Genomic DNA, 24380 nt, shown 5'->3' with positions numbered 1-24380 from the left:
AGTATCGCTGAATAGCGATCGCGCAAGGGGGCTCGAAGGTGGGCCGACCGGCCGGTCAGCCGCGCTGCGGACGGGGTATCCACCGCCACAAGGCGCCGGCCGCGGCGAAGCCGACCAGGCCGCTCGCCACGATTCCGGCGCCCAGGCCGGCCAGGGCGGTCACCGCGGACAGGATCAGGGGGCCGACCCCGCTGCCGATGTCCGCCAGCTCGTTCCAGATGCCGATGTGCGTCGGGCGGCCCACGCGCGGGGACACGTCGGCGCCCAGCGTCATCACGATGCCCGAGCCGATCCCGTTGCCGAAGCCCATCACCATGGCCGCCACCGCCAGCGCGACCGCGCCGCCCGCGAACGGCATGACCACGAAGGAAACGCCCAGCACCAGCGTCGCGGGCACGGCCACCCAGCGGCGCCCGTGGCGGTCCATCACCTTCCCGGCCGGGTAGAACGTCAGCGCGTCGACGGCTCCGGCGACGCCGTAGATGATCGAGCTGGTCGTCGGCGACAGGCCGATGTGCGCCGCCCACAGGGGCACGACCGTCTGGCGGGTCTGCCGGATCGCCGAGAGCAGCAGGATCCCCACCCCCAGCGTCGCGTACACCCGCCACCGCTGCCGGAGCATCCCCCGCGTCGTGACCGCGGACGCGTCCGCCCGGTCGACAGCGGTGACCTCCAGGTCGGGCACCCGGAACACCAGCGCGCCGGCCGCCACGATCGCGGCCAGGCTCACGTAGTACGCACCCGGCAGCCCGGCGAACTGCATCGCCGCGGCGCCGGCGAACGGCCCGAGGAACACGCCCACGCGCATGCTCCCGCCCAGCGTCGACAGCGCCCTGGCGCGCATGTGCGCCGGCACGATCTCGGTCAGGTACGACTGCCGGGCCAGGCTGTAGACCGCGCTCGCCGCCCCGATCAGCAGGATCCCCAAGCCGTAGAGCAGCAGGGACGCCGGCCCGCGGCCGAGGTCGACCAGGCAGGTCAGGACGCCGGCGACCATGACGGCCGCCGCCAGGAGCATCGACCGGCGTTCGCCGAACCGGGTCGCGAGCATCCCGGCCGGGATGTTCGCGGCCAGCGACCCGACCCCGAGCAGCGCGGCGATCAGCGCGGCCGCCGGGGTGCTCGCCCCGCGGTCGATCGCGCTCAGCGCGACGACCGGCAGCACGGCCCCCTCGGACAGCCCGAACAGGGCCGCCGGCCCGTACGCCGCCGCGGCGACCGAGCGCAGCCGGAAGTCTTCAACCATCTCCGAGCATCATGCGTGACCGGCGCGGGCGACCGGCGCCGGGAGTGATCAAGATCGCGCGGACGCCCGCGCAGGCCGAACGCTCCCGCGGGCCGCTACCTAGTGGTACCGTGTAGCAGTACTCGGTGCCACCGAGTACCACGAGAACCGAAGGACCACGATGGACGACCTGACCGAGATGCTGAAGGGCACACTCGAGGGATGCGTGCTCGAGATCATCGGCGGCGAGGAGACCTACGGGTACGCCATCACGCGCCGGCTGAACGAGCTCGGCTTCGCCGACGTCGTCGAGGGGACGGTGTACACCATCCTGCTGCGGCTGGAGAAGAACGGGCTCGTCCAGGTGACGAAACGACCGTCCGAAGTGGGCCCGCCGCGCAAGTTCTACGCGCTCAACGACGCCGGGCGCCAAGAGCTCGCGACGTTCTGGGCGAAATGGGAATACGTCACGTCACGGATCGAAAAGCTCAGGGAGAGCGGGAGATGAAACTCTGGGAGACCATCACCGGCAGTGATCTCACCAAGGAATGCCAGGCGTTCGAAGCCCGAGCCGAGGTTCTGCCGGCCGAATACCGGGCAGCGTGGGAAGAGATCAAGAGTCACCTTTTTCCGTACGGGGACTTCTCCGGCCGGAACCTGATGCCGATTCTCGAAGGCGTGCTGGGACTGCTCGAAGAGACGGCGTCCGACGGGCAGCGCATTCACGACGTACTGGGCGACGACGTCAAGGGTTTCTGCACGGCGCTGGCGGGCGGAGAAGGCGCCCGGAGTTATCGCGACCGGTGGCGCGAGCAGCTGAACCGGAACGTGGCGCGGAAACTGGGACAGCTGGGAGGCTGAAATGGGCATTCACGACGTCATCGAGGGCAAGAAGCAGTGGCGGGCGCACCAGGCGCGGATCAAGGCGCTCCCGCCGGACTACCGGATCGTCTACCAGGAGATCCAGCGGTACGTCTTCAAGGTCGGCGTGGCCGAAGGGCTCGGCGAGCCCCCGCTCGCCGGGATCGCCGAATTCTTCGAGGAGGGCGCCGCGGCCGGCAAGGGAGTCCGGGAGCTCATCGGTGACGACGTCGCCGCCTTCTGCGACGACCTGCTCGAGGACCCCCGCGGCTAAGCGGATTTCAGCAGCGCGTGGGCGAGTGATTCGACGACGAACCGCTCCCACCGGTCCGGGCTCCACCCGCGATCACTGAGCACCAGGTACATCTCGAGCCCGGACAGCGCGCACAGGATGTCCACGGCCTCGCCGGCCGGCACGCGCAGCGCGGACAGGCCGTCGAGCTGCCCGGCCAGGACGCCGAACGCGGTCGCGGTCTGGGACATGTTCGCCGTCCACTGGGCGGCCATGTCGGGGTCGACGACGGCGGCGTCGCGCACGACCCGCATGATCGGGCCGATCCGCGTCACGATGCCGCGGCCGTAGGCCGTCCACAGGGCGATGACCCGCCGCGGGTCCCGCTCGGCCCGGGCCTCCTCCAGCCACGGGCGGCCGAGGATGCCGACGGGGGCGTCGTCCCCCACGACGGCGAGGTCGACGGCTTCCTTGAGCACCGTCCGCTTGTTGCCGAAGTGGAAGTACACCGTCTGCACGGCGACTTCGGCCCGCTTCGCGATCTGTTCGAGCGTGGTCGCCGTGTAGCCGTCGGCGACGAACAGCTCGGCGGCCGCGTCCACGATGCGCCGCCGGGTCGCCCGGGTGCGGGCCGCGCGGGGCTTGACGTTCTCGGTCACACGTTGCACTCTAACTCTAGAGTTGGACTACAACGAATCGGGGTCGCCATGGAGATCACCGGCATCCACCACGTCAAGCTGCCCGTGGGCGACGTCGCGCGCAGCCGCGCCTGGTACGAGCGGGTGCTGGGCTTCGAGGTGACGATCGAGTTCGTCGAAGACGGCGAAGTCCGCGGCTTGGCCCTGCAGCGAGAGGGGTGCTCGCCGCAGCTCGCGCTGCGCCACGATCCCGCCCGCGCCAAGGCGTTGTCCGGCTTCGACGCCCTGGCCCTGCTCGTGCCGTCCCGGGCGGACCTCGAGACGTGGAAGGCCGCGCTGGACGAGGCCGGCGAACCCCACGGCGGCGTCGTGACCGGTCACGGCGGCGGCAAGGTGCTGGTCGGCCTGCACGATCCCGACGGCACCGAGATCCGGCTCTACGCGAACTGAAGGGACGAGCCATGAACTCCACGACGATCGACGGCGCCACCGTCGGCTGGACGGACACCGGGGCCGGGGAAACCACCCTGCTCGTGCACGCCGGCGTGTTCGGCGCCTGGTTCGAGCCGCTGGCCGGGCTCCTCGGTGGCCGCGTGATCCGGATGCTGCGCGCGGGTTACACCGGCGGAGCGGCCGTGCGCGAGCCGATCGAGCTCGCCGGGCACGCGGCCCACGCCGCGGCGCTGCTCGACCGCCTCGGTACCGGGCCGGCCACGGTGGTCAGCCACTCCTCCGGCTGCGCGATCGCGCTCCAGCTCGCCGTCGACCGCCCGGATCTCGTGGCCCGCCTGGTGCTGTCCGAGCCGCCGCTGATCGACGAGCTGCTGGACCCGGCCGACCTGGCCGAGGTGCGGAGCACGATCGGCGCGGCGCTGGGCGGAGCCATGGCCGCCGCCGCGCGCGGTGACATCCCCGCGGCCTTCGACGCGTTCAACTCCGCTGTCTGCGGCCACGACTACCGCGCGGTGCTCACCGGCGTCCTCGGCGAAGACGGGCTCGCCCGCGCCGAACGGGACGCGGAGTTCTTCTTCACCAACGAAGTTCCCGCCATCGGCCGGTGGACACCGCCGGACCCGGCCCGGATCACCGCCCCGGTCCTGCTCGTCCAGGGCGCGGACAGCCCCGGGGCGACCCACCGGCTGATCGGCCGCCTGGCGGCGATGCTGCCGGACGCCCGCGTCACGACGATCGCGGGAGCGAACCACCTGCTGCCGCTCACCCACCCCGCCGAGCTGGCGAACGCCCTCTCGGCGTCGACCATTTCAACAGCGGTTCCCCGCTAGATCGGGGATATGGGGAGATTCGGGGCCGTTTCGCGGCCGCCTGGTCACCACCCGCACCCACTGACCCCGTACCCGACCGCTCGCCAGCCGGCTCCAGCCGTCAGCCCGCGTGCAGGGTGGCCGGGTCGCTGGTCGTGGCGCCCGCCAGGTTGGTGAACACCGCCCGGTACTGCGTGCCGTCCGTCCCGCCGCTCACTGTGAGCGTTGGTGACGTCGCCGAGGGGACGTCGGCCCACTCGCCGCCCGGCGGCAGTTGCTGCCACCGCACCAAAGGCGAGGGGTCGCCGACGGCGTAGGCGGTGAACGTCGCGGCCGCGTCCCGCGGCTGCTGCGTGATCACCGGGGCGCCCGGCTGGGCGGAGGTCAGCTGGATCGGCACGGCGCCGGCACCCGTGACGGTCACCGCGATCCGGCCGATCGCCAGGCCGCCCGTCCCGATGTTCAACCGCAGGTCCGAATGGTTGTTCTCGCGGTTGGCCAGCGCGGCGTCGGGCAGCGGGACCACCGCCGTCCGCCAGGTGCCGGTGTCCGTGCCGGTCACCACCGCCGACTCGCGGTAGGCGTTGTTCGGCACGTCGGCGAACGAGTCGTACTGGATGGTCCAGCTGCCCGTCCCGCGGTCGAAGTAGCTGACGTACGCGGTGGCCTGATACTGGCCGCCCGGGACCACGCCGTCGTCGAGATCCAGGTAGACGTACGGCGACGCGGCGCCCGTCGTCGTGCGGGCCGGCAGCCCGCCCGCGGTCACCGGGGTCGTCCGGCCGTCGTCGCCGTCCCGGATGCTCGCGCCGTGCGCGCTGTCCGGGTCGCCGAAGGAGTCCCCGACGATCGCGGCCCCGTCGGCGGCCTGCCCGATCCCAACGGCGAAGACGTGCATGGCCGGGCTGCCGGCCGCCTGCCCCGGCGCGCTGTCGGGCAGGACGACGTACTTGACCGTCTTGGCCGGGTCGAGCGCGGCCCAGGCCAGGTACACGTGCACGTTCTGGTTCTGCCGCGCACTGTCCGGCCCGACGTTGATATACGGCGTGGTGGCCGCGATCGACGTCCCCGGCGACGCACTGCCCGACCACCAGTCGGCGAACGACAGCGTGTAGCTCTGCGTGCTGCCGTCGGTGTAGACGACGGTCCCCGGCGCGGAGGTGTTCCCGAACGCGCTGGAGCCGAGGAACCCGAGTAGCCGCCCCTGCCCGCTCACCGGCAGCACCTGACCGGCCGCGATGACGTTGTCCGGGACGTTCGGCCGCGGCCAGGCGAACGGGATCCCGCCCGCGGTGACGGTCTGGCCGGGCGCGAACCCGGCGGCGGCCAGCGCCTGGGCCGAGTAGTTCAGCCCGCTGCCGTCGAACGCGCCGGCCGCGGGCAGGCCGTCGTCGCTGATCCCGGTGTTGTTGTAGGCGCCCGCCACCGAGCCGTACGGGACCTTGACGTCCCCGCCGGAGGTGAACGTCCCGGCGCTCGAGGTCGCGGTGAAGGTGATCGGGTAGGTGCCTGGCTTGGCATCTGCACCGGCCGTGACGGTCCACTTCACCGTGACCGACGCGCCCGCCGGGACCCGCCCGGAACCGGTCGGCGTCGACGGCGTGGCCGTCCAGCCCGCCGGAAGAGCGATCACCACGGCCAGCCCGCGCACGTCCTTCGTGCTGCCGTTGACGAACGTGGCCGTCGCCGTGCCCTGCTCCCCCGCCGCCAGGAACCCCGGCACCGTGCTCGTCAACGTTCCCGTGACGACGATCGGCGCCGAGCCGGAGACGCCGTTCACGGTCGCGGTGATCGTCGCGACGCCGTCCTTGATCGTGCGCACGACCCCCTTGCCGTCCACGCTGGCGACGTCGGGATTGCTGCTCTTGTAGGAGACGCGGGCGTGCGCGGGGTCCACAAAGGACTGGTCGTCGTTCACCGCCTCGACGACCTTGTCCGCGGTGATGCCGAAGTCGCGGTCCGGCTGCTCGGCCGGGTTCGTGTCGTCGGCCAGCCAGCGGTTCTTCCCGGTCAGGTCGAGGCTCTGCCCCGGGTGGTACACGACGGCCTCGGGCTGCACGGTCACCGACCGCACGCGCGGTTTCGGCGTCCCGGTCACGCGGACGTCCTGGCGCGCCACGATCGACGCCGCGTCGGTGCCGACCCGGAACTGGTAGGTGCCGTCGGCGACCGTCTCGCGCGAGTGGGCCGTGTCCCACCCCGCGAGGTCGCGGAGCTGCACCGGCAGCACGATGTGCTGCGACTGGCCGGGGGCCAGCGGCCGCGTCTTGCGGAACCCGGCGAGCCGCTGCAACGGCTCGTCACCGGTGCCCGCGCCGGGCGCCGCCACGTACAGCTGGGGCACCGTGGTTCCGGTGCGCTGCCCCGTGTTCGTCACGTCGAGGCCGACGTTCACCGTGCCGTCGGCGGACACCGCCTGGTGGTCGACGGTGACGTGGGAGATCCGGAACGTGCTGTAGCTCAGCCCGTAGCCGAACGGGTGGGTCGGCGCGCCGGTGAAGTACTGGTAGGTCCGGCCGAGCCCGCCGGTGGCGGCGGCACTCAGTCCGTAGTTGTGCATGTCCGGCAGCTGCGAGTCGCCGGCGTACCAGGTGAAGTCCAGGTGCCCGTCGGGGTTCTGGGCGCCGAACAGGACGTCGGCGAGCGCGGTGCCCTGGCTCTGCCCGTTGTAGCTGCTGAACACGATGGACGGCACCTTCGCCTCGACGTCGCCGAGGTCGACCGGCCCGAGGGTCTGCAGCGCGAGCGCGGTCCGCGGGTTGCCCAGGGCGCTGACCTGGTCGATCAGCGAGGTGTAGTTGCCCGGCATGGCGAGTGACGACCGGTCGTGGCCCTCCACCGCCGTCGCGTGGTCGGAGCCGGCGAACACCACGACCAGGTCCGCCGCCCGGATGGCCGCCTTGGTCGTGTCGCTCAGTACGGCCGGCGCGGTCGACGTGGTCGACGTGCCCGCCGCGTCGAAGACGACGGACGCGTTCGGCAGCGCGGCCTGGATGCCCTGCACGGCGTTGACGGTGTGGGTCGGCTGGCCGCTGTAACCGCCGAGCGTCACCGTGTTCGCCAGATCGCCGAGGACGACGACCTTCGTGGTCTTCGCCGGGTCGGCCGGGAGCAGCGGGGCGCCACCTTGCAGCGGCGCGTTCTTCAGCAGCACCAGGGAGTTGTCGGCGACCTTCGTCGCGAGCGCCTGGTGGTCCGGGCTCTCGATGACGGACTTGCCGATCTTCGTGTACCCGACCCGGTCGGCCGGGTCGAACTCGCCGGTGGCCAGCCGCGTGGTGAACAGGCGGACGAGATCGGCGTCCAGCACGCCTTCCGACAGGATGCCCGCGTCGATCGCGGCCTGGATGTTCGGCAGCGTCGCCTGGTCACCCGTGCAGTTCAGCTGCGTCCCGGCGCGCAGGCCGTACGCCTCGGCGCCGGCGGCCGCCGGGATCGTCGCCCCGGTCGTGGTGTTCGTCCAGATCACCTGCGCGCCCGCGACGGACGCACGCCAGCCCGGCGCGGCCCACAGGTGCCCGCCCGGCGGCGGCTGCCACGCCGTGGCGATCGCGTCGCAGTCCGATGTGGTGTAGCCGTCGAAGCCGAAGGTGCGCTGGGCCAGCTGGTTCACCAGGTAGGTGTTGACCGCGCCGGGCGTGCCGTCGATCGCGTTGTACGACGTCATCAGCCCGCTGACGTGGTCGTCCTCGACGAGTGTCTGGAACTGCTTGAGGTAGTACTGGTGCAGGTCGGCCTCGGTGGCCGGCGAGTCGCCGGAGAGCCGGTCGTCCTCGACGTTGTTCAGCGCGTAGTGCTTGGCCGTGGCGGCCACCTTGAGGTACGGCGTCATCGGCTTGCCGTCCAGGGTATTGCCCTGGTAGCCGTCGACGAACGCGCCGGCCATCTGCCCGACGAGGTACGGGTCCTCGCCGAACGCCTCGTCGGTGCGGCCCCAGCGCGGGTCGCGGTCGAGGTTGACCGTGGGCGCCCAGTAGGTCAGGTCCCCGTACTCGTTGACGTCCGGGCCGATGTTGTTCTGCCCGGTCCCGAACAGCGACTTGTCCAGGAAACCGCGGGCCTCGTCGGAGATCGCCGTCGTCTCGGCGTAGGTCAGCTGCGGGTCCCACGACATCGTCGCGGCGAAGTTCACCGGGAAGCTCGTCGCGTGCACGTCGTCCACGTCACCCTGGCCGCCCGCGCCGGCGTCGCCGCCGAGCCGGTTCAGCCCGTGCTGCCCCTCGCTCCAGTAGGTGTACTGCTGCACGCCGAGCCGCGGGATCGCGGGCGCGTTGTTCGTGTGCAGCTGCTGCACCTTTTCCGGCAGCGTCATCCGCGAAACCAGATCGGCGGCGCGTTCGGCGAAGCCGTAATGGGTGTCCCGGTAAATCGGCGTCGGCGCGGCCGGGGCCGCGGCGGCCGAATCGGTGACCACGGCAGCGGTGAAAGCGATTCCGCTCAGGGCGGCGACGGCCAAAGCCGTGTACCGGTGGGCGGGACGCGTGTGGGCCATGGGAAAACCTCCAGGGGCGGACCGACGCGAGAATCAACCCTTCCGCCGGATCGTGGAAGAAGTCAAGGGAAAGCCGCGATCTTGTCCCCCCGTTCCGGACAAAACCGAAACAGGACAAGACGTAAACTTTCCGCAAGTTCCTGCGGCGCAAGCGGTATTGACAGATATCGGAACAATGCCGACACTTCGAGACGCCGCTTCACAGCGATGTCCAACAGCGATGTCGAAGCCCTCGGAGGCTTGCCGTGCGCCGTACCGCTCACCGGTCCATGCTCTGGAAAGCGCTTACCGCAGCGACCCTGCTCGCGCTCGGCGTCACCACACCAGCGGCCGCGGCCGCGGCACCGGTGTCGCTCGTGACGCATCCGGCGCAGTACGTCGACCCGATGATCGGGACGGGGACCGGCGGCGCGGAGGTCGGGCAGATCAACAACTTCCCCGGCCCGGCCGTGCCGTTCGGCATGCTCCAGTGGAGCCCGGACACGCCCGGCGCGTACGCGGGCTACTCCTACGACAGCACCCAGATCAGCGGTTTCAGCCTCACGCACGCCTCCGTCGGCTGCCGTCAGTTCGGGGACGTGCCGATCCTGCCGGTGGTGGGGGACGTCGGCACCGCGCCGTGGAACCGCGCCGAGACGTTCTCCCACAGCACCGAAACGGCCCAGGCCGGCGCCTACGGCGTGACGCTGGCCGACTCGGACGTGCGCGTCGACCTGAGCTCGGCGAACCGCACGGGCCTGGCCGCGTTCACCTTCCCGGCCAGTGACCAGGCCCAGGTGCTCGTCAAGGCGGGCGCCAGCCTCAACGGCAACCAGGCCGCGGACCTGCGGACGGTCGGCGACCGCGAGGTCGTCGGCTCGGCCACCACCGGGGGTTTCTGCGGCAGCCAGAACAAGTACACGCTCTTCTTCTCGCTGCGGTTCGACCGTCCGTTCACGACCGCGGGCGGCTGGGACGGCACGACGGTCGGCGCCCCCGGCGCGTCGATCGACGTCTCCGGCCCGCACTCCGGCGGCTACCTGACGTTCGACACGCGCACGAACCGGACACTGCACGCGAAGGTGGCGATCTCCTTCGTCGACACCGCCGGCGCGCAGCGGAACATGGCCTCCGAGATCCCGGGCTGGGACCCGGCCCCGGTGCGGGCGGCCGCGCGGAAGCAGTGGGACGACCTCCTCGCGCGCGTCCAGGTCGGCGGCGGGACGGACGAGCGGACACGGACGTTCTACACCGCGCTCTACCACTCGCTGCTGTACCCGACGACGTTCAGCGACGTCGACGGCCGCTACACCGGCTTCGACGCGAAGGTCCATACGGTCGGCGGCCACCAGCGGGTCCAGTACGCCAACTACTCGCTGTGGGACACCTACCGCTGTCTCGCCGCGCTGCAGGCACTGCTGTTACCGGACGTCGGCAGTGACCTCGCCCAGTCGCTGGTGAACGACGCCGAGCAGTTCGGCTGGCTGCCTAAGTGGCCGGTCATGAACGGGGAGTCCGGTGTGATGAACGGCGACAACGTCGTCCCGTTCCTCGCGTCGCTGCACGCCTTCGGCGCGAAGGACTTCGACACCGGCACCGCGCTGACGTACATGCTGAAAGGCGCGACGACACCGGCCCCGGCCGGGTTCCCGTACCTCGAACGCCAGGGTGTCGCCGACTACCAGGCCCTCGGTTACGTGCCCAACGACCGGGCCGAACTGGGTCACGTGCGCGAAGGCGCGTCCCAGACGCTGGAATACGCGATCGACGACTTCGCGATCTCGCGGTTCGCCGGCGCCCTCGGCCGGCACGACACCGCCGGTACGTACGCGGCCCGCGGGCAGAACTGGCAGAACGTCTTCGACGGCGGCACCGGCTACGTGCGTCCCAAGGACAGCACCGGCGCCTTCCCGTCCGGGCCCGGGTTCGTGGCGCCGCCGCCCGGCCAGTTCGGCCAGGACGGGTTCGACGAGGGCAACGCCGCGCAGTACAACTACCTCGTCCCGCAGAACATGGCCGGCCTGATCGCGGCCATGGGCGGGCGCGGCGCGGTCAACCAGCGGGCCGACGCGTTCTTCCAGCTGCTCAACACCGGCCCGAACCTGCCGAACCAGTGGTCGGGCAACGAAATCGACTTCGCCACGCCCTGGTTGTACGACTACACCGGGCAGCCGTGGAAGACCCAGGAAGTCGTCCGCCGCATCGAAACCCAGCTGTTCGCGGCGACCCCGAACGGCGAGCCGGGAAACGACGACCTGGGCGCGCAGTCGTCCTGGTACGTGTGGGCCGCGCTCGGCGTCTACCCGGTGACACCCGGCACGACCGATCTCGCCTTCGCGAGCCCGCTGTTCCCGAAGGCCGTGATCCACCTGGCGAACGGGCGGGCGATCACGATCGACGCCCCCGCCGCGGCCGACGACCACCCGTACGTCACCGGCCTGACCCTGGACGGAAAGCGCTGGGACAAGACGTTCCTGCCGGACTCGGCACTGCGGTCCGGCGCGAAGCTGACCTTCTCGCTCTCGGCGCAGCCGAACACGTCGTGGGCGACGGCGGCCGGGGCCGCGCCACCGTCCTATCAGGACCGTCAGGCGCCCGCCATCGGCTACACCAGCCCGAGCGGCGGGGTGGTCACGGGTCAGGGCACGTCGTTCTCCACGACCGTCGGCGTGGTCGACGCCGGTGGGCACGCGGGCCCCGTGCGCTGGACGGCGAAACCGCCGGCGGGCATCACCGTGACACCGTCGTCGGGCGTGCTGCGCCCTGGGACGAGCCAGCCGGTGACGGTCACGGTCGCCGCCGACGCGGCGCAGGGCAGCCACCCCGTGCCGGTGAGCTTCGACGGGATACCCGGGAGCACGATCGGCGTCACGGTCCCCGCCGCCGACGGCGCGGCGACGGTGTGCGACACGCTCGGCGTCACCGACACCGAGTGCGGCCTGCAGCGGCTGGACAACGACGACGGCCGGTCCACGGCCGGCACCGTTGCGGGACGTTCGGCGCGGACCACGGTGAACGGCTACCTGTACTTCGGGGTCACGAACGACCTGGTCCCGGGCGGCTCGGCGTACCAGGCGACGATCGACGTCGACTACTTCGACCAGGGCACCGGAACGTGGAACGTCCAGTACGACTCGACGGGAGAGCCGTACCAGGGCAGTTCATCGGTGACGAACACCAACACGGGCACCTGGAAGACGGCGACGTTCACCCTGCCGGACGCGGGTTTCGGCAACCGCCAGAACGCGGGCGCCGACTTCCGCATCGCCACGGGCCCGGGGTTCAGCATCGCCCGGGTGCACGTGCGGGCGTCCGGCGGGAACGTCCTGGCCCTGCACCTCTGCCCGGGAGACTGAGAACCGCCGCCCGGGCCGGGTGTGAGATCCTGGCCGTCCGAGGCGGAGAGGCGGCGACGTGCGCGTTCGGGTGCTGGCCCTGATCGCCGCCGGGGCGGCCGTGGCCGGGTGCGGACCGGACCCGGCACCCACCGCGCCCGCACCGGCACCCACCGCGCCCGCCGCCACGACGTCCGCCGACCCGGCACCCGTACCGGCGACTTCGACCGGTCCGCCGCGCCCCCTGCGAGAACAGGATCCCTGCGGACTGCTCAGCGACCAGGACGAACGGACCATGGAGCTGGGCCCGGGCGTGCCCTCGTCCTCTGTGGACGGACGTGCCTGCACCTACGACCTGGCGGTGAACCGGAGCGTTTCCGTGACGATCGTCGAGAACGGCGGGGTCTCCGCGTCGGGGACCTACCCCGACATCCGGTTCATCCAGCCCGCGCACACCCTCGGCCGGCACCAGGCCGGGGTGACCGTGGAGGAGCCGATCGCCCTGTGCGTCTTCAGCATCGCTGTCGGCACGAAGTCCCGCATCGACGTCACCGCGGTCGCCGCCTACGGGCGCACCGCACAGGCCTCGGCCACGGCCTACGGTGTCGCGAGAGTGCTCGAGCCCAAGCTTCCGTGACCGCCACCCGTTCAGTCGGAGAACGGCGGCGGGTCCGGCAGCTCCAGCCACTCCAGGTCCATCGGCACCAGCGTCGTCGACAGCACCAGTTCGCGGAGCAGGTTGACGGTCAGCGTCAGCCCCACCGGCTCGCCCACCTCCTCGCGCCGCAGGCCGTGGACGCCGGCATCGGAAAGGCGTTGCCGGACCCGGGAAACGAGGTGCTCGACGCGCTTGGCCGTCCAGTTCTCGCGCGGGCGCCGCTCGGCGAGCTCGGCGGCCGCCTGCTGGCGGGACAGCGGCAGCGGCTGGGGATCGTAACCGAGATAACGCTGCCCGAGCACGGCCAGCACGAGGTGCTCCTCCGGCGAGAGCCGCCAGCGTTTCGGGGGTGCTGTCGGGTGCGTCGGGCGGCTCGTGGAGACACCGGCCTCGCCGTCGGAGACGAGCAGCTCCAGCACGTGCTCCCGGGTGCCGCGCAGGAACACCGCGGTGTAGCCGTCGGCCAGCGGCAGCGGTTCGCTGTCGCGGTGCAGCAGGACGCTGTCGGAGAGCCGGATCGGCGAGCGGCCGGTGTTGCTCAGCCACCAGCGGTCCCGTTCGCGCACGAGCAGCCCGTGGACCCGGCTGATCCGCACGTCCTCCTCGCCGACGCAGACGTCGACCTCCCGCCGGTTGCGCCCGAAGGTCACCCGGCTCCCGGGCGACGGCGGCACCGCGACGCCGCCGGTGACGGTCAGCGCGCTCAGCGTGCCGGGCACGGCGACGGTGACGCCGTGGCGCAAGCTGCGCTGGCGGTGCGGGTCGAGACGTCCGGTGGCCACGGCTACTTCCGTTCGTAGGCGCCGATGTCGAAGCCCGCGCCGGCGGGCCGGGCCACCCCGTCGAGGTCGGACCCGGGGGCACGCGCGGGGCTGCCCGCGTCGATCGCGGCCGAGCCCGCGGCGAGGTGGTAGTCACCGTGGGCCGGGTTCACGAACCCCGGGTCGCCGTCGAAGTTGTGGTCGGCGGTGAACGGCGGTGCGTCGACCGGGCCGTCGCCGAAGACGTTGTTGCGCAGGATGTTCGTCCCGGTGAACCGGTCGGCGTCGACGAGCACCGAGCCGCGGGCGTTGCCGGCGAAGGTGTTGTTGACGATCGCCAGGTCCCGCATGGTCCCGGTCGACTCGACCCACAGGCTCAGCCCGGCCTGCGCGTTGCCGGTGGAGAGGTTGTCGAAGACCCGGACGCCCGAGAGCAGCCGGGTTTCCGAGTAGTCCTCGACGGCCAGCCCGATCCCGGCCTTGGTGGCCTCCCGGGTGCCGCCCACGACGTTGGCGTAGACGTCCACAGTGGACGACGAGTCGACGTAGATGTCCGGCCCGCGGTTGCCGGTGACGACGTTGTGGTGGATCCGCACCCGGGCCGCGTCGTCGTACTTGACGTCGATGCCCTCCTCGCCGTTGTCGTGCACGCGGCAGCCGGACACCTCGACGTCCGACGAGCCCGAGGCGACGCTCAGCGCTTCGTGGTCGGCCGACGTGCCGCGGGCGTTGGTACCGCGGATGTCGCAGCGCGTGACGCGCACCCGGTGGGTGCCGACCAGCACGAGCCCGCCGTCGCGGGAGCCGTCGACGCCGAAGCGGTCGAACACGAGGTCGTGCGCGCCGTCGGCGTACACGCCGAAGCCGGTCGAGCCGGCCACGGTCACGCCGGTGAACTCCAGCCAGCCGTGCCCGCCCACGGCCAGGCCGCCGGCGCCGGTCAGGACCGCGGTGCCGCCGGCGCCGGTGAACCGGATCGGCCGTCCCGGGGCGCCGTCCCGGCGGACGGTCAGCCCGCCCGGGTACGTGCCGGCTTCGATCGCGACGGTGTCCCCCGGGCGCGCGGCGTCGGCCGCCGCCTGGACTCCCGTGTACTCCCCGTGCGGCCCGACGTGCAGGATCCGTGCCGGTCCGGCAGCCCCCTCGCCCGCCGGACCGGCCATGGCCACCACCAGGAGTGCCACCCCGGCCAGCACGTGCATCGCCCACTCCTCGTCCGTTCCGGCGGCTCCGTGCCGGCCTCGTCCTTTCTAGCCGGGCCCGCCGGGGACCGGTCCCCGGTTCACGACGGCAGCCGGGCGGCGACGGTGGCCGCCAGCGTCCGCGCGCCCGCGCAGAGCGCGTCACCGCCGGCCGCGCCGGTGTCCTCCAGCGTCACGACGGCGAGCTCCTCCCGCTGCGGATCGGTGCCGCGCAGCACCGGCAGCACCGGGGTGTAGCGGCGGTGGATGATCGTCACCGCGCACTGGGGCTTGCCGCCCTTCACCGGCGCCACGATGGCGGTGCGGCTGCCGAGGCGGATCCGCTCGCCGGGCACCTCCTCGTCCGCCTCGAGCGGCCATTCCCGGTCGAACTCCACGGTGATCGTGCGGGGATCGGCCTCCCACGTGCAGCCCCAGCCGCCGAATTCGTGGTCCGGCGGCGGGGTGCGGCCCGCGGCCGCCGACACCGCGGCGGTGTCGAGCAGGCCGCAGGCGTCCACGTGGGCCAGCGACCACGGCGGGAACGGCAGGGTCCGCCGCGGCAGCGGCCCGTTGGCGAGCATGGGGAGCACGCCGGACAGCACCGCCTCCGAGATCGCGCACACCGGCGCGTCCTGCGCCTCGGTCACCGGGTAGGAGGTGACGACGATCCGGTTGGCGTCGGCCAGCGAAATGGCGCGCTCGCAGGTGCCGTCCTTGGCCTCGGGGTGCTCGATCTCGCCCATCTTGCCGGGCACCGGCGGCCGGGTCGGGTACCGCAGCGGGCCGGTCAGCGCGAGCCGGGTCTGCACCTGGCCGGTGCCGTCGGCGAGCGTGGTCGTGACCGCGCAGGTGCCGAAGGTCAGCACCTCGGGGTCCACGAACGGCTCACCGAACGGGGCCAGCGAGGCCGTCGAGATCGCCGCGCACGGGTCGGTCGCGGCCGGGTCGGTGCCGAGGGTGTTGGGCGCGGCCACCAGCGGAGCCGGGGCCGGGGCCGACGGGTCCGGCCGGGTCAGGACGAACCCGGTCACCAGCACGGCCACCGCCACCACGGCGGCCGCGGCGAGCAGCCGGCGGCGCAGGCGGCGCCGGGACCGTCGCGGGGCCGGCGCGTCCGCCGCGAGCAGCGTGACCGCCTCGGCGGCGGTGGGCCGGTCGGCCGGGTGCCGGGCCATCAGCGCGGCGAGCACCGGCTCGAACGGCCCCGCGCGCTCGGCGGGCACCGGGCGTCCGCCGGCGGCCCGGCGCATCTGCGCGAACGGGCCGTCCTCCCCTGAGCCCCACGGCGACCGGCCTTCGATCGCGGCGTAGAGGGTGGCGCCGAGGGAGAAGACGTCCGAGGCAGGCCCGGCTTCGGCGCCGTCGGCCACCTCCGGCGCGACGTACCCGAGCGTGCCGGTGAGCTGGGCGCCGCCGGTGCGGGTGACCTCGGTCCAGCGGGCGATGCCCAGGTCGGTCAGCTTGGCGACGTCGTCCGCGGTCACCAGGACGTTGCCCGGCTTGACGTCGCGGTGGACGATGCCGCGCGAGTGCATGTCCGCGAGCGCCGCGGCGAGCTGCGTGCCGATCTTCCGGACCCGGTCCCCGGGCAGCGGCCCGTCGTCGTCGACGAGCTCTTCGAGGCTCCGCGCGGCCAGGTACTCCGTGACCAGCCACCGCGCGTCACCGTCGACGACCGTGTCGAACACCGTGACGACGTTCGCGTGCAGCAGCCCGGCCCCGATCCGGGCCTCGCGCCGGATCTGCCCGGCGTCCTCCTCCAGCGACCGCTTGAGCGTCACCTGCCGGCCGAGCTCGAGGTCGGCCGCCCGCCAGACGACGCCCATCCCACCCCGGCCGAGCTCCTCCTCCAACCGGTAGCGGTTGGCCACGACTCGCCCCTTGCCCACGCGGGGCAGTGTACGAAACGCCGTGTCGGTGCGCTGACCCCGCGTCACCGCGGCGGCGGGCCGTACCGGTTCTCCCCTGGCTTGCTCCGCTCGGCCCAGAAGGCGAGCAGGAAGATCCAGCCGAAGCAGGAGATGATCGCGGCGCACCACCAGCCGGTCCGCCCGGTGTCGTGCAGCCGCCGGACGCCGACGCTCAGGAACGGCACCACCCAGGGCAGGTAGAGCACGGTGCCGACGACGTAGACCCACTCTTCGTCCGCGGCGTTTTCGATGATCCCCAGGGCCAGGACCAGCGACGCGTAGGCCAGGAAGAAGAACCAGAACTCGGGGCGCGACGCCCGGCCCCGGAACCGGAAGCTCAAGCGCACCGCGCGGGCCAGCGCGGCCCCGAAGCCGATCCTGCGACGCCCGGCGAGGGCCGGCGCACCTTCGAACTGCATGCGCCGAGCTTGGGGTGCCGGCCCGGGGACCGGTCCCCGGATCAGCGCGGCGCACCGCCGACGAACCCGGCCAGGTGGGCACCGAGGTCCTCGCGGTCGGGCAGGTCGTAGAACCTCCGCAGCTTGCCGGACTCGGACGGCCGCACGAACAGCGCCTCCGCGCAGCGGAGCACGAGCTTCCCGCCCTCGACCGGGAACGAACCGACCGCGCGGCCGGTCCGCGTCTCGACGACGTCGACCCGGTACCGGCCGTGGTAGGACTCCGTCCGGTAGCCGTCCTCGAAGTCGCAGTGCCCGGCCTCCTCGCCGCCGGTGACGACGACGCAGCCGACCAGCTGCACCGAGGCCGCGTCGATCCGCGGGTCCGAGGAGTACAGCTCGGAGCCTTCGCCGAACACGACGACCGGGTGCGGCGCGGGGCCGGTGTAGGCGGCGGCCTGGCCGAACACGCGTCCGCCGTCGCACAGCCGGCCCAGCTGACCGGCCTTCGCCGGCGCGTCGCCGACCAGGTAGTTCCGCGCGATCGGCACGGCGGTGAACCAGACGGCCGCCGCGGCGGCCAGGGTGAGCACGGTCAGGCCCGTGATCCGCCGGGGTGTCCAGGCCCCGACCGGAGCCCGCCGCAACCGCGCCTCCTCGAGGTCGCGGGCGCCGCACATGGTGTCTTCGTCCAGGGCCGGCATTTCGGCCCAGGTCGCGGTCCACCCCGCATCGCGCTGCCAGACCACCACGCCCCGCTCCGCGACGGCGATCCAGTGCCGTCCGCCGTACACCGGGCCGACGTGCGTCACGACGAAGGCCAGCCCGGCCAGCGCGCTCCACCCGAGCAACGGCCACTGCCAGACCGTCGAGTCCTCGGACCGGAGGATGATCGTCGCGATCACGGCGACGACGGCGCCCACCACGGTGAGGACCCACAGCCCGATCGCCACGCCGCCGCTGTGCTTGCGGTGGATCCGGACGACCTTCCCCAGCCCGGCGGCGCCGGCCGCGTCGCGGATCGCCCGCCGCCGGCGTCCCGGCCCCATGACCGCTCCTCCCGCAGGTCCGTACCGTGATGGTGTACCGGGAGCCGCCGGGGACCGGTCCCCGGCGAAACGAATCCGGCGGGAGTTGTCGAATCCGGGCCGCGCCGTTCGTGGCCAGGGTGAGGGCTCGCCCACGAGGGGCGCGGCCACGACCGGAGGAGACGCCGACCGATGTCGCACCCACTGGCCAAGATCCGCCGCATGTTCGAGCTCGTCGAGGTGCTCGGCACCATCACCTTCTCCGAGGTGCCGGACGAGGCCTTCCGGGCCGTCGGCATGCGCAACTACTGGGACGGGTACTTCGCGGGCCGCGCCGCGCCGTTGGGCCTGGCGCCGGCCGAGGTGGTGCACGCCGTCTTCTACAACTTCGCCGAGGGCGAGGTGGCCCGCCACATCCCGTGGGTCTGGGGGAAGATCACCCCCGAAGAGGCGATCGCCGTGCGCGAGCGGGGCAGCGCCGCCGCCATCCGGCAGCGGATCGGGGAGCTCGCCGACGCCCCCGGCCTGGTGCGGATCGCCGACCTCGCCACCCGCGCCGCCCTCAGCGCGCCGACCGAGGGCCGGGCGCTGTACGCCGGGCTCCGGACGCTCGACGTGCCCGAGGAGCCGGTGGCCCGGGTCTGGCACGCGGCGACGCTGCTGCGGGAGCACCGCGGCGACGGCCACAACGCCCTGCTCGTCGCCCACGGCATCGGCGGCACCGAGGCGCACGTCCTCACCGCGCTCGCCCTCGGCACGAAGCCGGCGGAGTTCGGCCGGATCCACCACCTGCCGAAGGACCGGCTGGCCGCGGTCGTCGACGGGCTGCGCGGCCGCGGGCTCGTGGACGCCGCCGACGGGTTCACCGACGCCGGCCGGGAGTTCAGGGAGCGGCTCGAGACCCGCACCGACGAGCTGGCCGCACCCGCGTACGACGTGCTCACCGCGGCCGAGCTCGACGAGCTGATCACCGGGCTCACCCCCGTCGCCGACGCGCTCTAGCCCCCGTGATTCGGTCGTGACGCACTTACCCGGCGTCACGACCTACCCTGGCCTTCGCGCTCCGGACCGGCCGGGCGGCGACGACGGCGTGGGGAGGGGCCTGATGCACGACGGCACGCCCCTTCCCCGGTCGCCGGACCTGGTCCTGTGCGACCCGGCGCGGGTGGGTGCCCTGCACGACAGCGGCCTGTCCGCCCAGCCCGACAGCGCGATGGACCGGTTCGCCGCCATGGTCCGGGTGCAGCTGCGGGTCCCCGTCGCGCTGGTCTCGCTCGTCGAACCGGACCGCCAGGTCTTCCCGGGCATGCAGGGCCTCCCGGAACCGTGGGCGACCGCGCGCCAGACCCCGCTCAGCCACTCGTTCTGCCAGCACGTCGTGGCCACCGGGGTGCCGCTCGTGCTCTCGGACGCCCGCACCTCCGCGCTGACCCGCGACAACCTGGCCATCCCCGACCTCGGGGTCGTCGCCTACGCGGGGATCCCGCTGACCGACACCCAGGGCGAGGTGCTCGGCTCGCTGTGCGCGATCGACACCCGGCCGCGCACCTGGACCGACGACGAGATCTCGACGCTGGCGGACCTCGCCACGATGTGCGCGACCGAGATCCGCCTGCGCCTGGCCACCCGGCAGGGCAAGCGCGACCGCGACCGCCGCGACGAGCTGGCCTCGCAGCTCGACCGGGCCCACGCCCGCAACGAGATCCTGCTCAGCGCCGCGCAGGCGCTGGCCGGGACCCGGACGCCGGAGCAGATCCGCCACGAGGTCAGCTGGCTCGTCTCCGCGGACCACCGGCCGTCCTACGTCGGGCTGGTCGTGGCCGAGCCGGACGGCACGCTGCGGCGGGTGGCCCAGCCGGGCCGGACGACCACCGCCGACGCGGCCGAGTTCGCGGTCTACCGCGCCGACGCCGCCATGCCGACCGCCAAGGCGTTCCGGGAACGGCGGCTGCTGTGTTACGAGCACCCCGCCGCGATCGACGCCGGGTTCCCCGCGTCGATCGGCCGGCTCTACCGCGAGCTGGGCCTGCACGCCACGGCCTGCGCGCCGCTGGTCGGCAGCCGTGACGTCCTCGGCGTCCTGACCCTCGGCTGGGACCGGCCGCACGAGCTCGACAGCGCCGAGCGGGCCGTGATCAGCACCATCGCCACCTACACCGCGCAGGCGCTGGAGCGCGTCCGCCAGCTGGAACGCCGGATCGGCGTGGCCCGCGAGCTGCAGGAAGCCATGCTCACCGCGCTGCCGACGGTGCCCGGCCTGCGGATGGCGGCCCGCTACCGGCCGTCGGAGGCCGACGAAGCCGTCGGCGGCGACTGGTACGACGCCGTCACCCTCCCCGGCGCACCGGGGCCGGGAGCCTTGGCCGTCACGGTCGGCGACATCACCGGCCACGACGTCCACGCGTCCACCCTGATGGGGCAGGTCCGCAGCATGCTGCGCCAGGCCGCGTGGGACCTGCCGGGCGCCGGCCCCGCGGAGACGGTCGAAGCCCTGGAAACGGCGCTGACCGGCCTCGAGCTCGCGGCGACCGGCACCCTCGTGCACGCCCACCTCCACCCCGGCGGAGACGGCCGCTGGGACCTGACGACCACCAACGCCGGCCACCCGCCGCCGATCCTGGTCCACCCGGGCGGCCGCACCGAGGTGCTGACCGAGCACGACGTGCTCTTCAGCCACTTCGGCTTCCGCACCCGGCCGCGGACGAACCTGCGGACGACGCTGGAGCCGGGCAGCCTGGTCTTCCTCTACACCGACGGGCTCGTCGAACGCCGCGGCGAGGATCTCGACAAAGCGATCCGCGGGCTCGCGGCGTTCCTGACCGGGTTCGCCGGCCAGGACCCCGCGACCGTGGCCGACGCCGTGCTGGCGCACCTGGTCGAGCCGGGCGGTCACGACGACGACGTCGTCGTGCTCGCGATCGCCACCTGAGACCCGCCGACGTCGACTGTCCACTGTGGAGGTCAGGCGCCGGCGGCACTGGCCCCTGCGCCGCAGGTGAGGCACCATGGACGACGGCCGCGCCGTGGCGGCCGGACGCCGGTGAAGGAGCCGCGATGGACGCCTCTGCGACGCTGCCCGGCAACCGCGGGGCCACCGGGCGGCTGGTGCTGGTCGTCGACGACGACCCGCGGGTGCGAACCGTCGTGACGTGGCAGCTGGAGGCCGAGGGGTTCCGGGTCGCCGAGGCCCCCGACGGCCGGCGCGCCCTCGAGACCATCGGGCGTGAGCACCTGGACCTGGTCATCCTCGACCTCGCGCTGCCCGGCGTCGGCGGCCTGGACGTGCTGCGGCGGCTGCGCAGCGGCGAGCGCGGAGCCGCGTTGCCGGTGATCGTGCTTTCGGGCCGCAGCGGCGAGACCGACCGGATCGTCGGGCTCGACCTCGGCGCCGACGACTACCTGGTGAAGCCCTTCTCCCCCGGCGAGCTGGTCGCCCGCGTGCGCTCAGTCCTGCGGCGGGCCGCGCCGGCGCCCCCGGTGACCGCGGCCGGGCTGCGGATCGACCACGCCGCGCGCGAGGTCTTCCTCGACGGCCGCGAGATCACCACGACCGCCAAGGAGTTCGACCTGCTGGCCTTCCTCTCGGCGCACCCGCGGCAGGTGTTCACGCGCGCCCAGCTGCTCGAATCCGTCTGGGCCAGCGCCGCCGAGTGGCAGAGCGAAGCGACCGTCACCGAGCACGTCCACCGCCTGCGCCAGAAGCTCGGGCCGGGGCTCGTGCGGACCGTCCGCGGTGTCGGCTACCGGCTCGAGCCGTGACCGCCGAGGTCCAGGAGGCCGTCGGCGACGCCGAGGCGTTGCTGCGGGCGCAGTCGGGGGTGCTGGAGCGCATCGCGGGCGGCGCGCCGCTGGCCGAGGTGCTGACCGAGGTCGCGACCACCCTCGAACGGCTGATGCCCGGCTGCCACTGCTCGATCCTGCTGCTCGACCTGGAGTCGGCGACGCTGCACCACGGCGCGGCGCCGTCGCTGCCCGCGGCCTGGTCCGAGGGCATCGACGGCCTCCCCATCGGCCGCGACGCCGGGTCCTGCGGGGCGGCGGCCTTCCTGGGCGTGCCGGTGATCGCCGAGGACGTCACGACCGACCCGCGCTGGGTGCAGTTCCGGGAGCTGGCCGGCGCGCACCGGCTGCGATCCTGCTGGTCGACGCCGATCCGCGGCCGGGGCGGCGTCGTCGGCACCTTCGCCGTCTACCACGAGCGGACCCACCAGCCCGGGCCCCGCGAACGCGACCTCGTCGGCCGGCTCACCCACCTGGCGTCGGTGGCCATCGACCACGACACGCTCTTCGGCGCGCTGGCCGACAGCGAAGAGCGGTTCCGGCGCGCCTTCGACGACAACGTGACCGGCATGGCCATCACCGAGCCGGACGGCGCCGTGACGCGCACCAACGAAGCGCTGCGGGACCTGCTCGGGCGCACGGAGTACGAGCTGCTCGGCGCCCGCCTCGACGAGCTGCTCACCCCGGCCGGGGAGTCGGCCGCGCCGTACGAGGCGACGCTGAGCCACCCCGACGGGCGCACGCTGGACCTCGTCGTCTCGGTGTCGCCGGTGGCCGGGCCCGACGGCCGTCCCGTCCGGCTGATCGCGAACGTCCTCGACGTCACCCAGCGCCGCGCCGCCGAGCGGGAACGCCGGGGCCGGCGTGAGGCCGAGGTGGCGCGCCAGGCGGCGGAACAGGCCAGCCGGGCCAAGACCGACTTCGTCGCCGCCCTCGGCCACGAGCTGCGCACGCCGCTGCAGGCCGTCACCGGGTTCACCGAGCTGCTGGGCTCGCTCGACCTGCCCCCGGAACGCCGTCGCGCGGCGCTGGAGCACATCAACGACGCGGCCGGGCACATCCTGGCCATGGTCGACGACGTCCTCGACGTGGCCCGGATCGAGGCCCGCGCGCTGCCGCTGCACCCGGCGGACCTCGACGTGGCGGCCGTGGTCGCCGAGGTCCTGCACCTGCTGGAACCGCTCGCCGGTGCCGAAGGCGTGCACCTGCGCGACGAGAGCGGGCCGGCCGCCGTGCGCTGCGACGAGCGCCGGCTCAAGCAGGTCCTGCTCAACCTCGCGGGCAACGCCGTGCGCTACAACCGGACCGGCGGCACGGTCACGATCACCACCCGCGTCGAAGCGAAAGCGGTGATCGTGACCGTCGCGGACAGCGGCCGGGGTGTCGCGCCGGAGGACCTCGAGCGGCTGTTCACGCCGTTCGACCGGCTCGGCGCGGACACCGGCCAGGGTGTCGGCCTCGGCCTGCCCCTCGCGAAGGGGCTGACCGAGGCGATGGGCGGGCGGCTCGCGGTGACGAGCGTCGTGGGCCAAGGCACGACGGTCGAGGTGCGGCTGCCGCGGTGAACCGCGCTAGGCCGCGTTGACCTTGGGCATGATCTCCTCGGTCAGCCGCTTGAGGTCGTCGAGCGTCTTGGACGTCGGCACGTCGCGGAACGGCGGCCACAGCAGCGGCATCGTCATCCCGGCTTCCTTGTAGCGCTTGAGGATGTCCTCGATCTGCTGCGCGCTGCCGGCCAGCAGGTTGGTGCCCTTACCCGCCGGGGTCCGGTCCATCGGCTCGTCGGTGATGACGAACCAGATCATGCTGCACATCTCGAAGCCGTCGGGGAAACCGCGGCCGAGCTCGCCCAGCTCCCGCTCCATCTCGCCCTTCCAGCGCTTGATGTCCTCCGGGGAGTCCTGGATGCCGATCCAGCCCTGCAGGCCGTACTTCGCGATGCGCTTGGCCGAGCGCTTCGGGTCCTTCAGGCCGGAGAAGAAGATCGGCGGCGGCTGCTGGACCGGCTTGTGCCCGAAGCCCGAGAGCGGGAAGTCCGCGAACTCGCCGTGGTACTCGAACAGCTCGTTGGACCAGATGCCCTGCATGATCTCGATCGTCTCGCGCACGTGCGCGTGCCGGCGCGGGAACAACTCCGGCACGCTGGCGGCGGCGAACTCCTCGGGCATCCAGCCGGAGCCGATGCCGACGTTGAGCCGGCCGCCCGACAGGTGGTCCTGGGTGGCGAGCTCGGCCGCGAGCACGCCGGGCGAGCGGTACGGGGTGTCGATGATGCTCATCCCGATCCGCACCTTGGTCGTCTTCGCGGCGAGCCACGGGATCAGCGTCATGCCCTGGAACCACTTGCCGCGCGAGATCACCGGCAGGGCTTTGGGCAGGTCGGTCATCATGCCGAACGGGTACTGCAGCTCGGCGCGGTCGGACGCCTCCGGGACGACGATGCGGTCGAGCGTCCAGACGGAGTCGAAGTCGAGGTCCTCGGCCAGTGCCGTGAGGTCCTCCAGCTCCTTGACGGTCACCTCGTCGCGGAAGTTGGGCAGGTAGAGAGCGAGCTTCATGCGTCCGGCCTCCTCGAGACGTCGTCGTCGAGGGACAGCGTGCGCGGGCCGGCTCAACTCGATCACACGCGATTCTCAA

20 protein-coding genes are annotated in these 24380 nt (G+C 72.9%); 11 read left to right on the top strand and 9 right to left on the bottom strand.

What is annotated here, in order from left to right:
• Positions 1 to 55 precede the first annotated feature (55 nt).
• A complete protein-coding gene (locus ACIOD2_RS48215; protein WP_400552681.1) occupies positions 56 to 1246 on the bottom strand; it encodes an MFS transporter in 1191 nt (396 codons plus the stop codon).
• A 160-nt stretch (positions 1247 to 1406) separates the two neighbouring features.
• Here ACIOD2_RS48215 and ACIOD2_RS48210 point away from each other — a divergent pair, with 160 nt between their 5' ends.
• Genes ACIOD2_RS48210 through ACIOD2_RS48200 form a run of 3 tightly spaced genes read left to right on the top strand, consistent with a single transcriptional unit; the run spans position 1407 to position 2360 of the window.
• Complete coding sequence (locus ACIOD2_RS48210; RefSeq protein ID WP_400552679.1) at positions 1407 to 1733, top strand: PadR family transcriptional regulator; 327 nt, start codon at positions 1407 to 1409, stop codon at positions 1731 to 1733.
• Positions 1730 to 2086, top strand: a complete 357-nt coding sequence (locus ACIOD2_RS48205) for a DUF1048 domain-containing protein (RefSeq protein ID WP_400552677.1) — start codon at positions 1730 to 1732, stop codon at positions 2084 to 2086. The genes ACIOD2_RS48210 and ACIOD2_RS48205 overlap by 4 nt, the downstream gene beginning before the upstream one ends.
• Before the next feature lies 1 nt (position 2087).
• Positions 2088 to 2360 (top strand): DUF1048 domain-containing protein, encoded by a 273-nt coding sequence (locus ACIOD2_RS48200; RefSeq protein WP_400552675.1) that lies wholly within the window; start codon positions 2088 to 2090, stop codon positions 2358 to 2360.
• Here ACIOD2_RS48200 and ACIOD2_RS48195 read toward each other — a convergent pair.
• Positions 2357 to 2977, bottom strand: coding sequence for a TetR/AcrR family transcriptional regulator (locus tag ACIOD2_RS48195; RefSeq protein ID WP_400552673.1), 621 nt, complete (start codon positions 2975 to 2977; stop codon positions 2357 to 2359). The genes ACIOD2_RS48200 and ACIOD2_RS48195 overlap by 4 nt on opposite strands.
• A 48-nt stretch (positions 2978 to 3025) precedes the next feature.
• Here ACIOD2_RS48195 and ACIOD2_RS48190 point away from each other — a divergent pair, with 48 nt between their 5' ends.
• The gene (locus ACIOD2_RS48190; RefSeq protein WP_400552671.1) at positions 3026 to 3406 is read left to right on the top strand and encodes a VOC family protein; all 381 of its coding nucleotides are present in this window, start codon (positions 3026 to 3028) and stop codon (positions 3404 to 3406) included.
• A gap of 11 nt (positions 3407 to 3417) precedes the next feature.
• Positions 3418 to 4239 (top strand): alpha/beta fold hydrolase, encoded by an 822-nt coding sequence (locus tag ACIOD2_RS48185; RefSeq protein ID WP_400552669.1) that lies wholly within the window; start codon positions 3418 to 3420, stop codon positions 4237 to 4239.
• 100 nt (positions 4240 to 4339) lie between these two features.
• On the opposite strand, the gene ACIOD2_RS48180 is transcribed toward ACIOD2_RS48185, so the two are convergent.
• Positions 4340 to 8710 carry a glycoside hydrolase family 3 C-terminal domain-containing protein gene (locus tag ACIOD2_RS48180; RefSeq protein ID WP_400552667.1) on the bottom strand — a complete coding sequence of 1457 codons (4371 nt, stop codon included), beginning with the start codon at positions 8708 to 8710 and terminating at the stop codon, positions 4340 to 4342.
• Between the two features lie 269 nt (positions 8711 to 8979).
• Here ACIOD2_RS48180 and ACIOD2_RS48175 point away from each other — a divergent pair, with 269 nt between their 5' ends.
• Positions 8980 to 12045 (top strand): GH92 family glycosyl hydrolase, encoded by a 3066-nt coding sequence (locus tag ACIOD2_RS48175; RefSeq protein WP_400552666.1) that lies wholly within the window; start codon positions 8980 to 8982, stop codon positions 12043 to 12045.
• 58 nt (positions 12046 to 12103) lie between these two features.
• Positions 12104 to 12661 (top strand): DUF3558 family protein, encoded by a 558-nt coding sequence (locus tag ACIOD2_RS48170; RefSeq protein WP_400552664.1) that lies wholly within the window; start codon positions 12104 to 12106, stop codon positions 12659 to 12661.
• Between the two features lie 11 nt (positions 12662 to 12672).
• Here the strand turns inward: ACIOD2_RS48170 and ACIOD2_RS48165 are convergent, their stop codons facing one another.
• From ACIOD2_RS48165 to ACIOD2_RS48145, 5 genes are all read right to left on the bottom strand, one after another.
• The gene (locus tag ACIOD2_RS48165) at positions 12673 to 13464 is read right to left on the bottom strand and encodes an FHA domain-containing protein (protein ID WP_400552662.1); all 792 of its coding nucleotides are present in this window, start codon (positions 13462 to 13464) and stop codon (positions 12673 to 12675) included.
• Positions 13465 to 13466: 2 nt separating this feature from the next.
• Complete coding sequence (locus ACIOD2_RS48160) at positions 13467 to 14645, bottom strand: right-handed parallel beta-helix repeat-containing protein (protein WP_400552660.1); 1179 nt, start codon at positions 14643 to 14645, stop codon at positions 13467 to 13469.
• A gap of 80 nt (positions 14646 to 14725) precedes the next feature.
• Positions 14726 to 16516: a protein kinase gene (locus tag ACIOD2_RS48155; protein ID WP_400552658.1), complete on the bottom strand. Its 1791-nt coding sequence runs from the start codon at positions 16514 to 16516 to the stop codon at positions 14726 to 14728.
• 44 nt (positions 16517 to 16560) lie between these two features.
• Positions 16561 to 16956 (bottom strand): DUF805 domain-containing protein, encoded by a 396-nt coding sequence (locus tag ACIOD2_RS48150; RefSeq protein WP_400552656.1) that lies wholly within the window; start codon positions 16954 to 16956, stop codon positions 16561 to 16563.
• A gap of 41 nt (positions 16957 to 16997) precedes the next feature.
• Positions 16998 to 17984: a hypothetical protein gene (locus tag ACIOD2_RS48145; RefSeq protein ID WP_400552654.1), complete on the bottom strand. Its 987-nt coding sequence runs from the start codon at positions 17982 to 17984 to the stop codon at positions 16998 to 17000.
• Between the two features lie 171 nt (positions 17985 to 18155).
• Here ACIOD2_RS48145 and ACIOD2_RS48140 point away from each other — a divergent pair, with 171 nt between their 5' ends.
• The 4 genes from ACIOD2_RS48140 to ACIOD2_RS48125 all read left to right on the top strand — a co-directional run bounded on the left by ACIOD2_RS48140 (position 18156) and on the right by ACIOD2_RS48125 (position 23308).
• Positions 18156 to 18965, top strand: coding sequence for a MarR family transcriptional regulator (locus ACIOD2_RS48140; RefSeq protein WP_400552652.1), 810 nt, complete (start codon positions 18156 to 18158; stop codon positions 18963 to 18965).
• Between the two features lie 103 nt (positions 18966 to 19068).
• Entirely contained in the window at positions 19069 to 20892 is a 1824-nt protein-coding gene (locus tag ACIOD2_RS48135) for a GAF domain-containing SpoIIE family protein phosphatase (RefSeq protein ID WP_400552650.1), read from the top strand.
• A 125-nt stretch (positions 20893 to 21017) separates the two neighbouring features.
• Entirely contained in the window at positions 21018 to 21722 is a 705-nt protein-coding gene (locus ACIOD2_RS48130; RefSeq protein ID WP_400552649.1) for a response regulator transcription factor, read from the top strand.
• A complete protein-coding gene (locus tag ACIOD2_RS48125; RefSeq protein WP_400552647.1) occupies positions 21719 to 23308 on the top strand; it encodes an ATP-binding protein in 1590 nt (529 codons plus the stop codon). Before ACIOD2_RS48130 ends, ACIOD2_RS48125 begins: the two co-directional genes overlap by 4 nt.
• Positions 23309 to 23314: 6 nt before the next feature.
• On the opposite strand, the gene ACIOD2_RS48120 is transcribed toward ACIOD2_RS48125, so the two are convergent.
• Positions 23315 to 24301: an LLM class flavin-dependent oxidoreductase gene (locus tag ACIOD2_RS48120; RefSeq protein WP_400552644.1), complete on the bottom strand. Its 987-nt coding sequence runs from the start codon at positions 24299 to 24301 to the stop codon at positions 23315 to 23317.
• Positions 24302 to 24380 lie beyond the last annotated feature (79 nt).

The organism is Amycolatopsis sp. NPDC088138 (assembly GCF_044741685.1).
Lineage (GTDB): Bacteria > Actinomycetota > Actinomycetes > Mycobacteriales > Pseudonocardiaceae > Amycolatopsis.
The sequence above is the reverse complement of the archived record's forward strand: the minus strand, read 5'-3'. Positions and strand labels throughout refer to the sequence as shown.

What these genes read in the sequence shown, in the direction of transcription:
- ACIOD2_RS48135 (WP_400552650.1), top strand. Translation starts at nt 19,069, where the DNA reads ATGCACGACGGCACGCCCCTTCCCCGGTCGCCGGACCTGGTCCTGTGC.
- ACIOD2_RS48215 (WP_400552681.1), bottom strand. Translation starts at nt 1,246, where the DNA reads ATGGTTGAAGACTTCCGGCTGCGCTCGGTCGCCGCGGCGGCGTACGGG.
- ACIOD2_RS48200 (WP_400552675.1), top strand. Translation starts at nt 2,088, where the DNA reads ATGGGCATTCACGACGTCATCGAGGGCAAGAAGCAGTGGCGGGCGCAC.
- ACIOD2_RS48140 (WP_400552652.1), top strand. Translation starts at nt 18,156, where the DNA reads ATGTCGCACCCACTGGCCAAGATCCGCCGCATGTTCGAGCTCGTCGAG.
- ACIOD2_RS48190 (WP_400552671.1), top strand. Translation starts at nt 3,026, where the DNA reads ATGGAGATCACCGGCATCCACCACGTCAAGCTGCCCGTGGGCGACGTC.
- ACIOD2_RS48160 (WP_400552660.1), bottom strand. Translation starts at nt 14,645, where the DNA reads ATGCACGTGCTGGCCGGGGTGGCACTCCTGGTGGTGGCCATGGCCGGT.
- ACIOD2_RS48175 (WP_400552666.1), top strand. Translation starts at nt 8,980, where the DNA reads ATGCTCTGGAAAGCGCTTACCGCAGCGACCCTGCTCGCGCTCGGCGTC.
- ACIOD2_RS48120 (WP_400552644.1), bottom strand. Translation starts at nt 24,301, where the DNA reads ATGAAGCTCGCTCTCTACCTGCCCAACTTCCGCGACGAGGTGACCGTC.
- ACIOD2_RS48150 (WP_400552656.1), bottom strand. Translation starts at nt 16,956, where the DNA reads ATGCAGTTCGAAGGTGCGCCGGCCCTCGCCGGGCGTCGCAGGATCGGC.
- ACIOD2_RS48145 (WP_400552654.1), bottom strand. Translation starts at nt 17,984, where the DNA reads ATGGGGCCGGGACGCCGGCGGCGGGCGATCCGCGACGCGGCCGGCGCC.
- ACIOD2_RS48205 (WP_400552677.1), top strand. Translation starts at nt 1,730, where the DNA reads ATGAAACTCTGGGAGACCATCACCGGCAGTGATCTCACCAAGGAATGC.
- ACIOD2_RS48130 (WP_400552649.1), top strand. Translation starts at nt 21,018, where the DNA reads ATGGACGCCTCTGCGACGCTGCCCGGCAACCGCGGGGCCACCGGGCGG.
- ACIOD2_RS48185 (WP_400552669.1), top strand. Translation starts at nt 3,418, where the DNA reads ATGAACTCCACGACGATCGACGGCGCCACCGTCGGCTGGACGGACACC.
- ACIOD2_RS48180 (WP_400552667.1), bottom strand. Translation starts at nt 8,710, where the DNA reads ATGGCCCACACGCGTCCCGCCCACCGGTACACGGCTTTGGCCGTCGCC.
- ACIOD2_RS48210 (WP_400552679.1), top strand. Translation starts at nt 1,407, where the DNA reads ATGGACGACCTGACCGAGATGCTGAAGGGCACACTCGAGGGATGCGTG.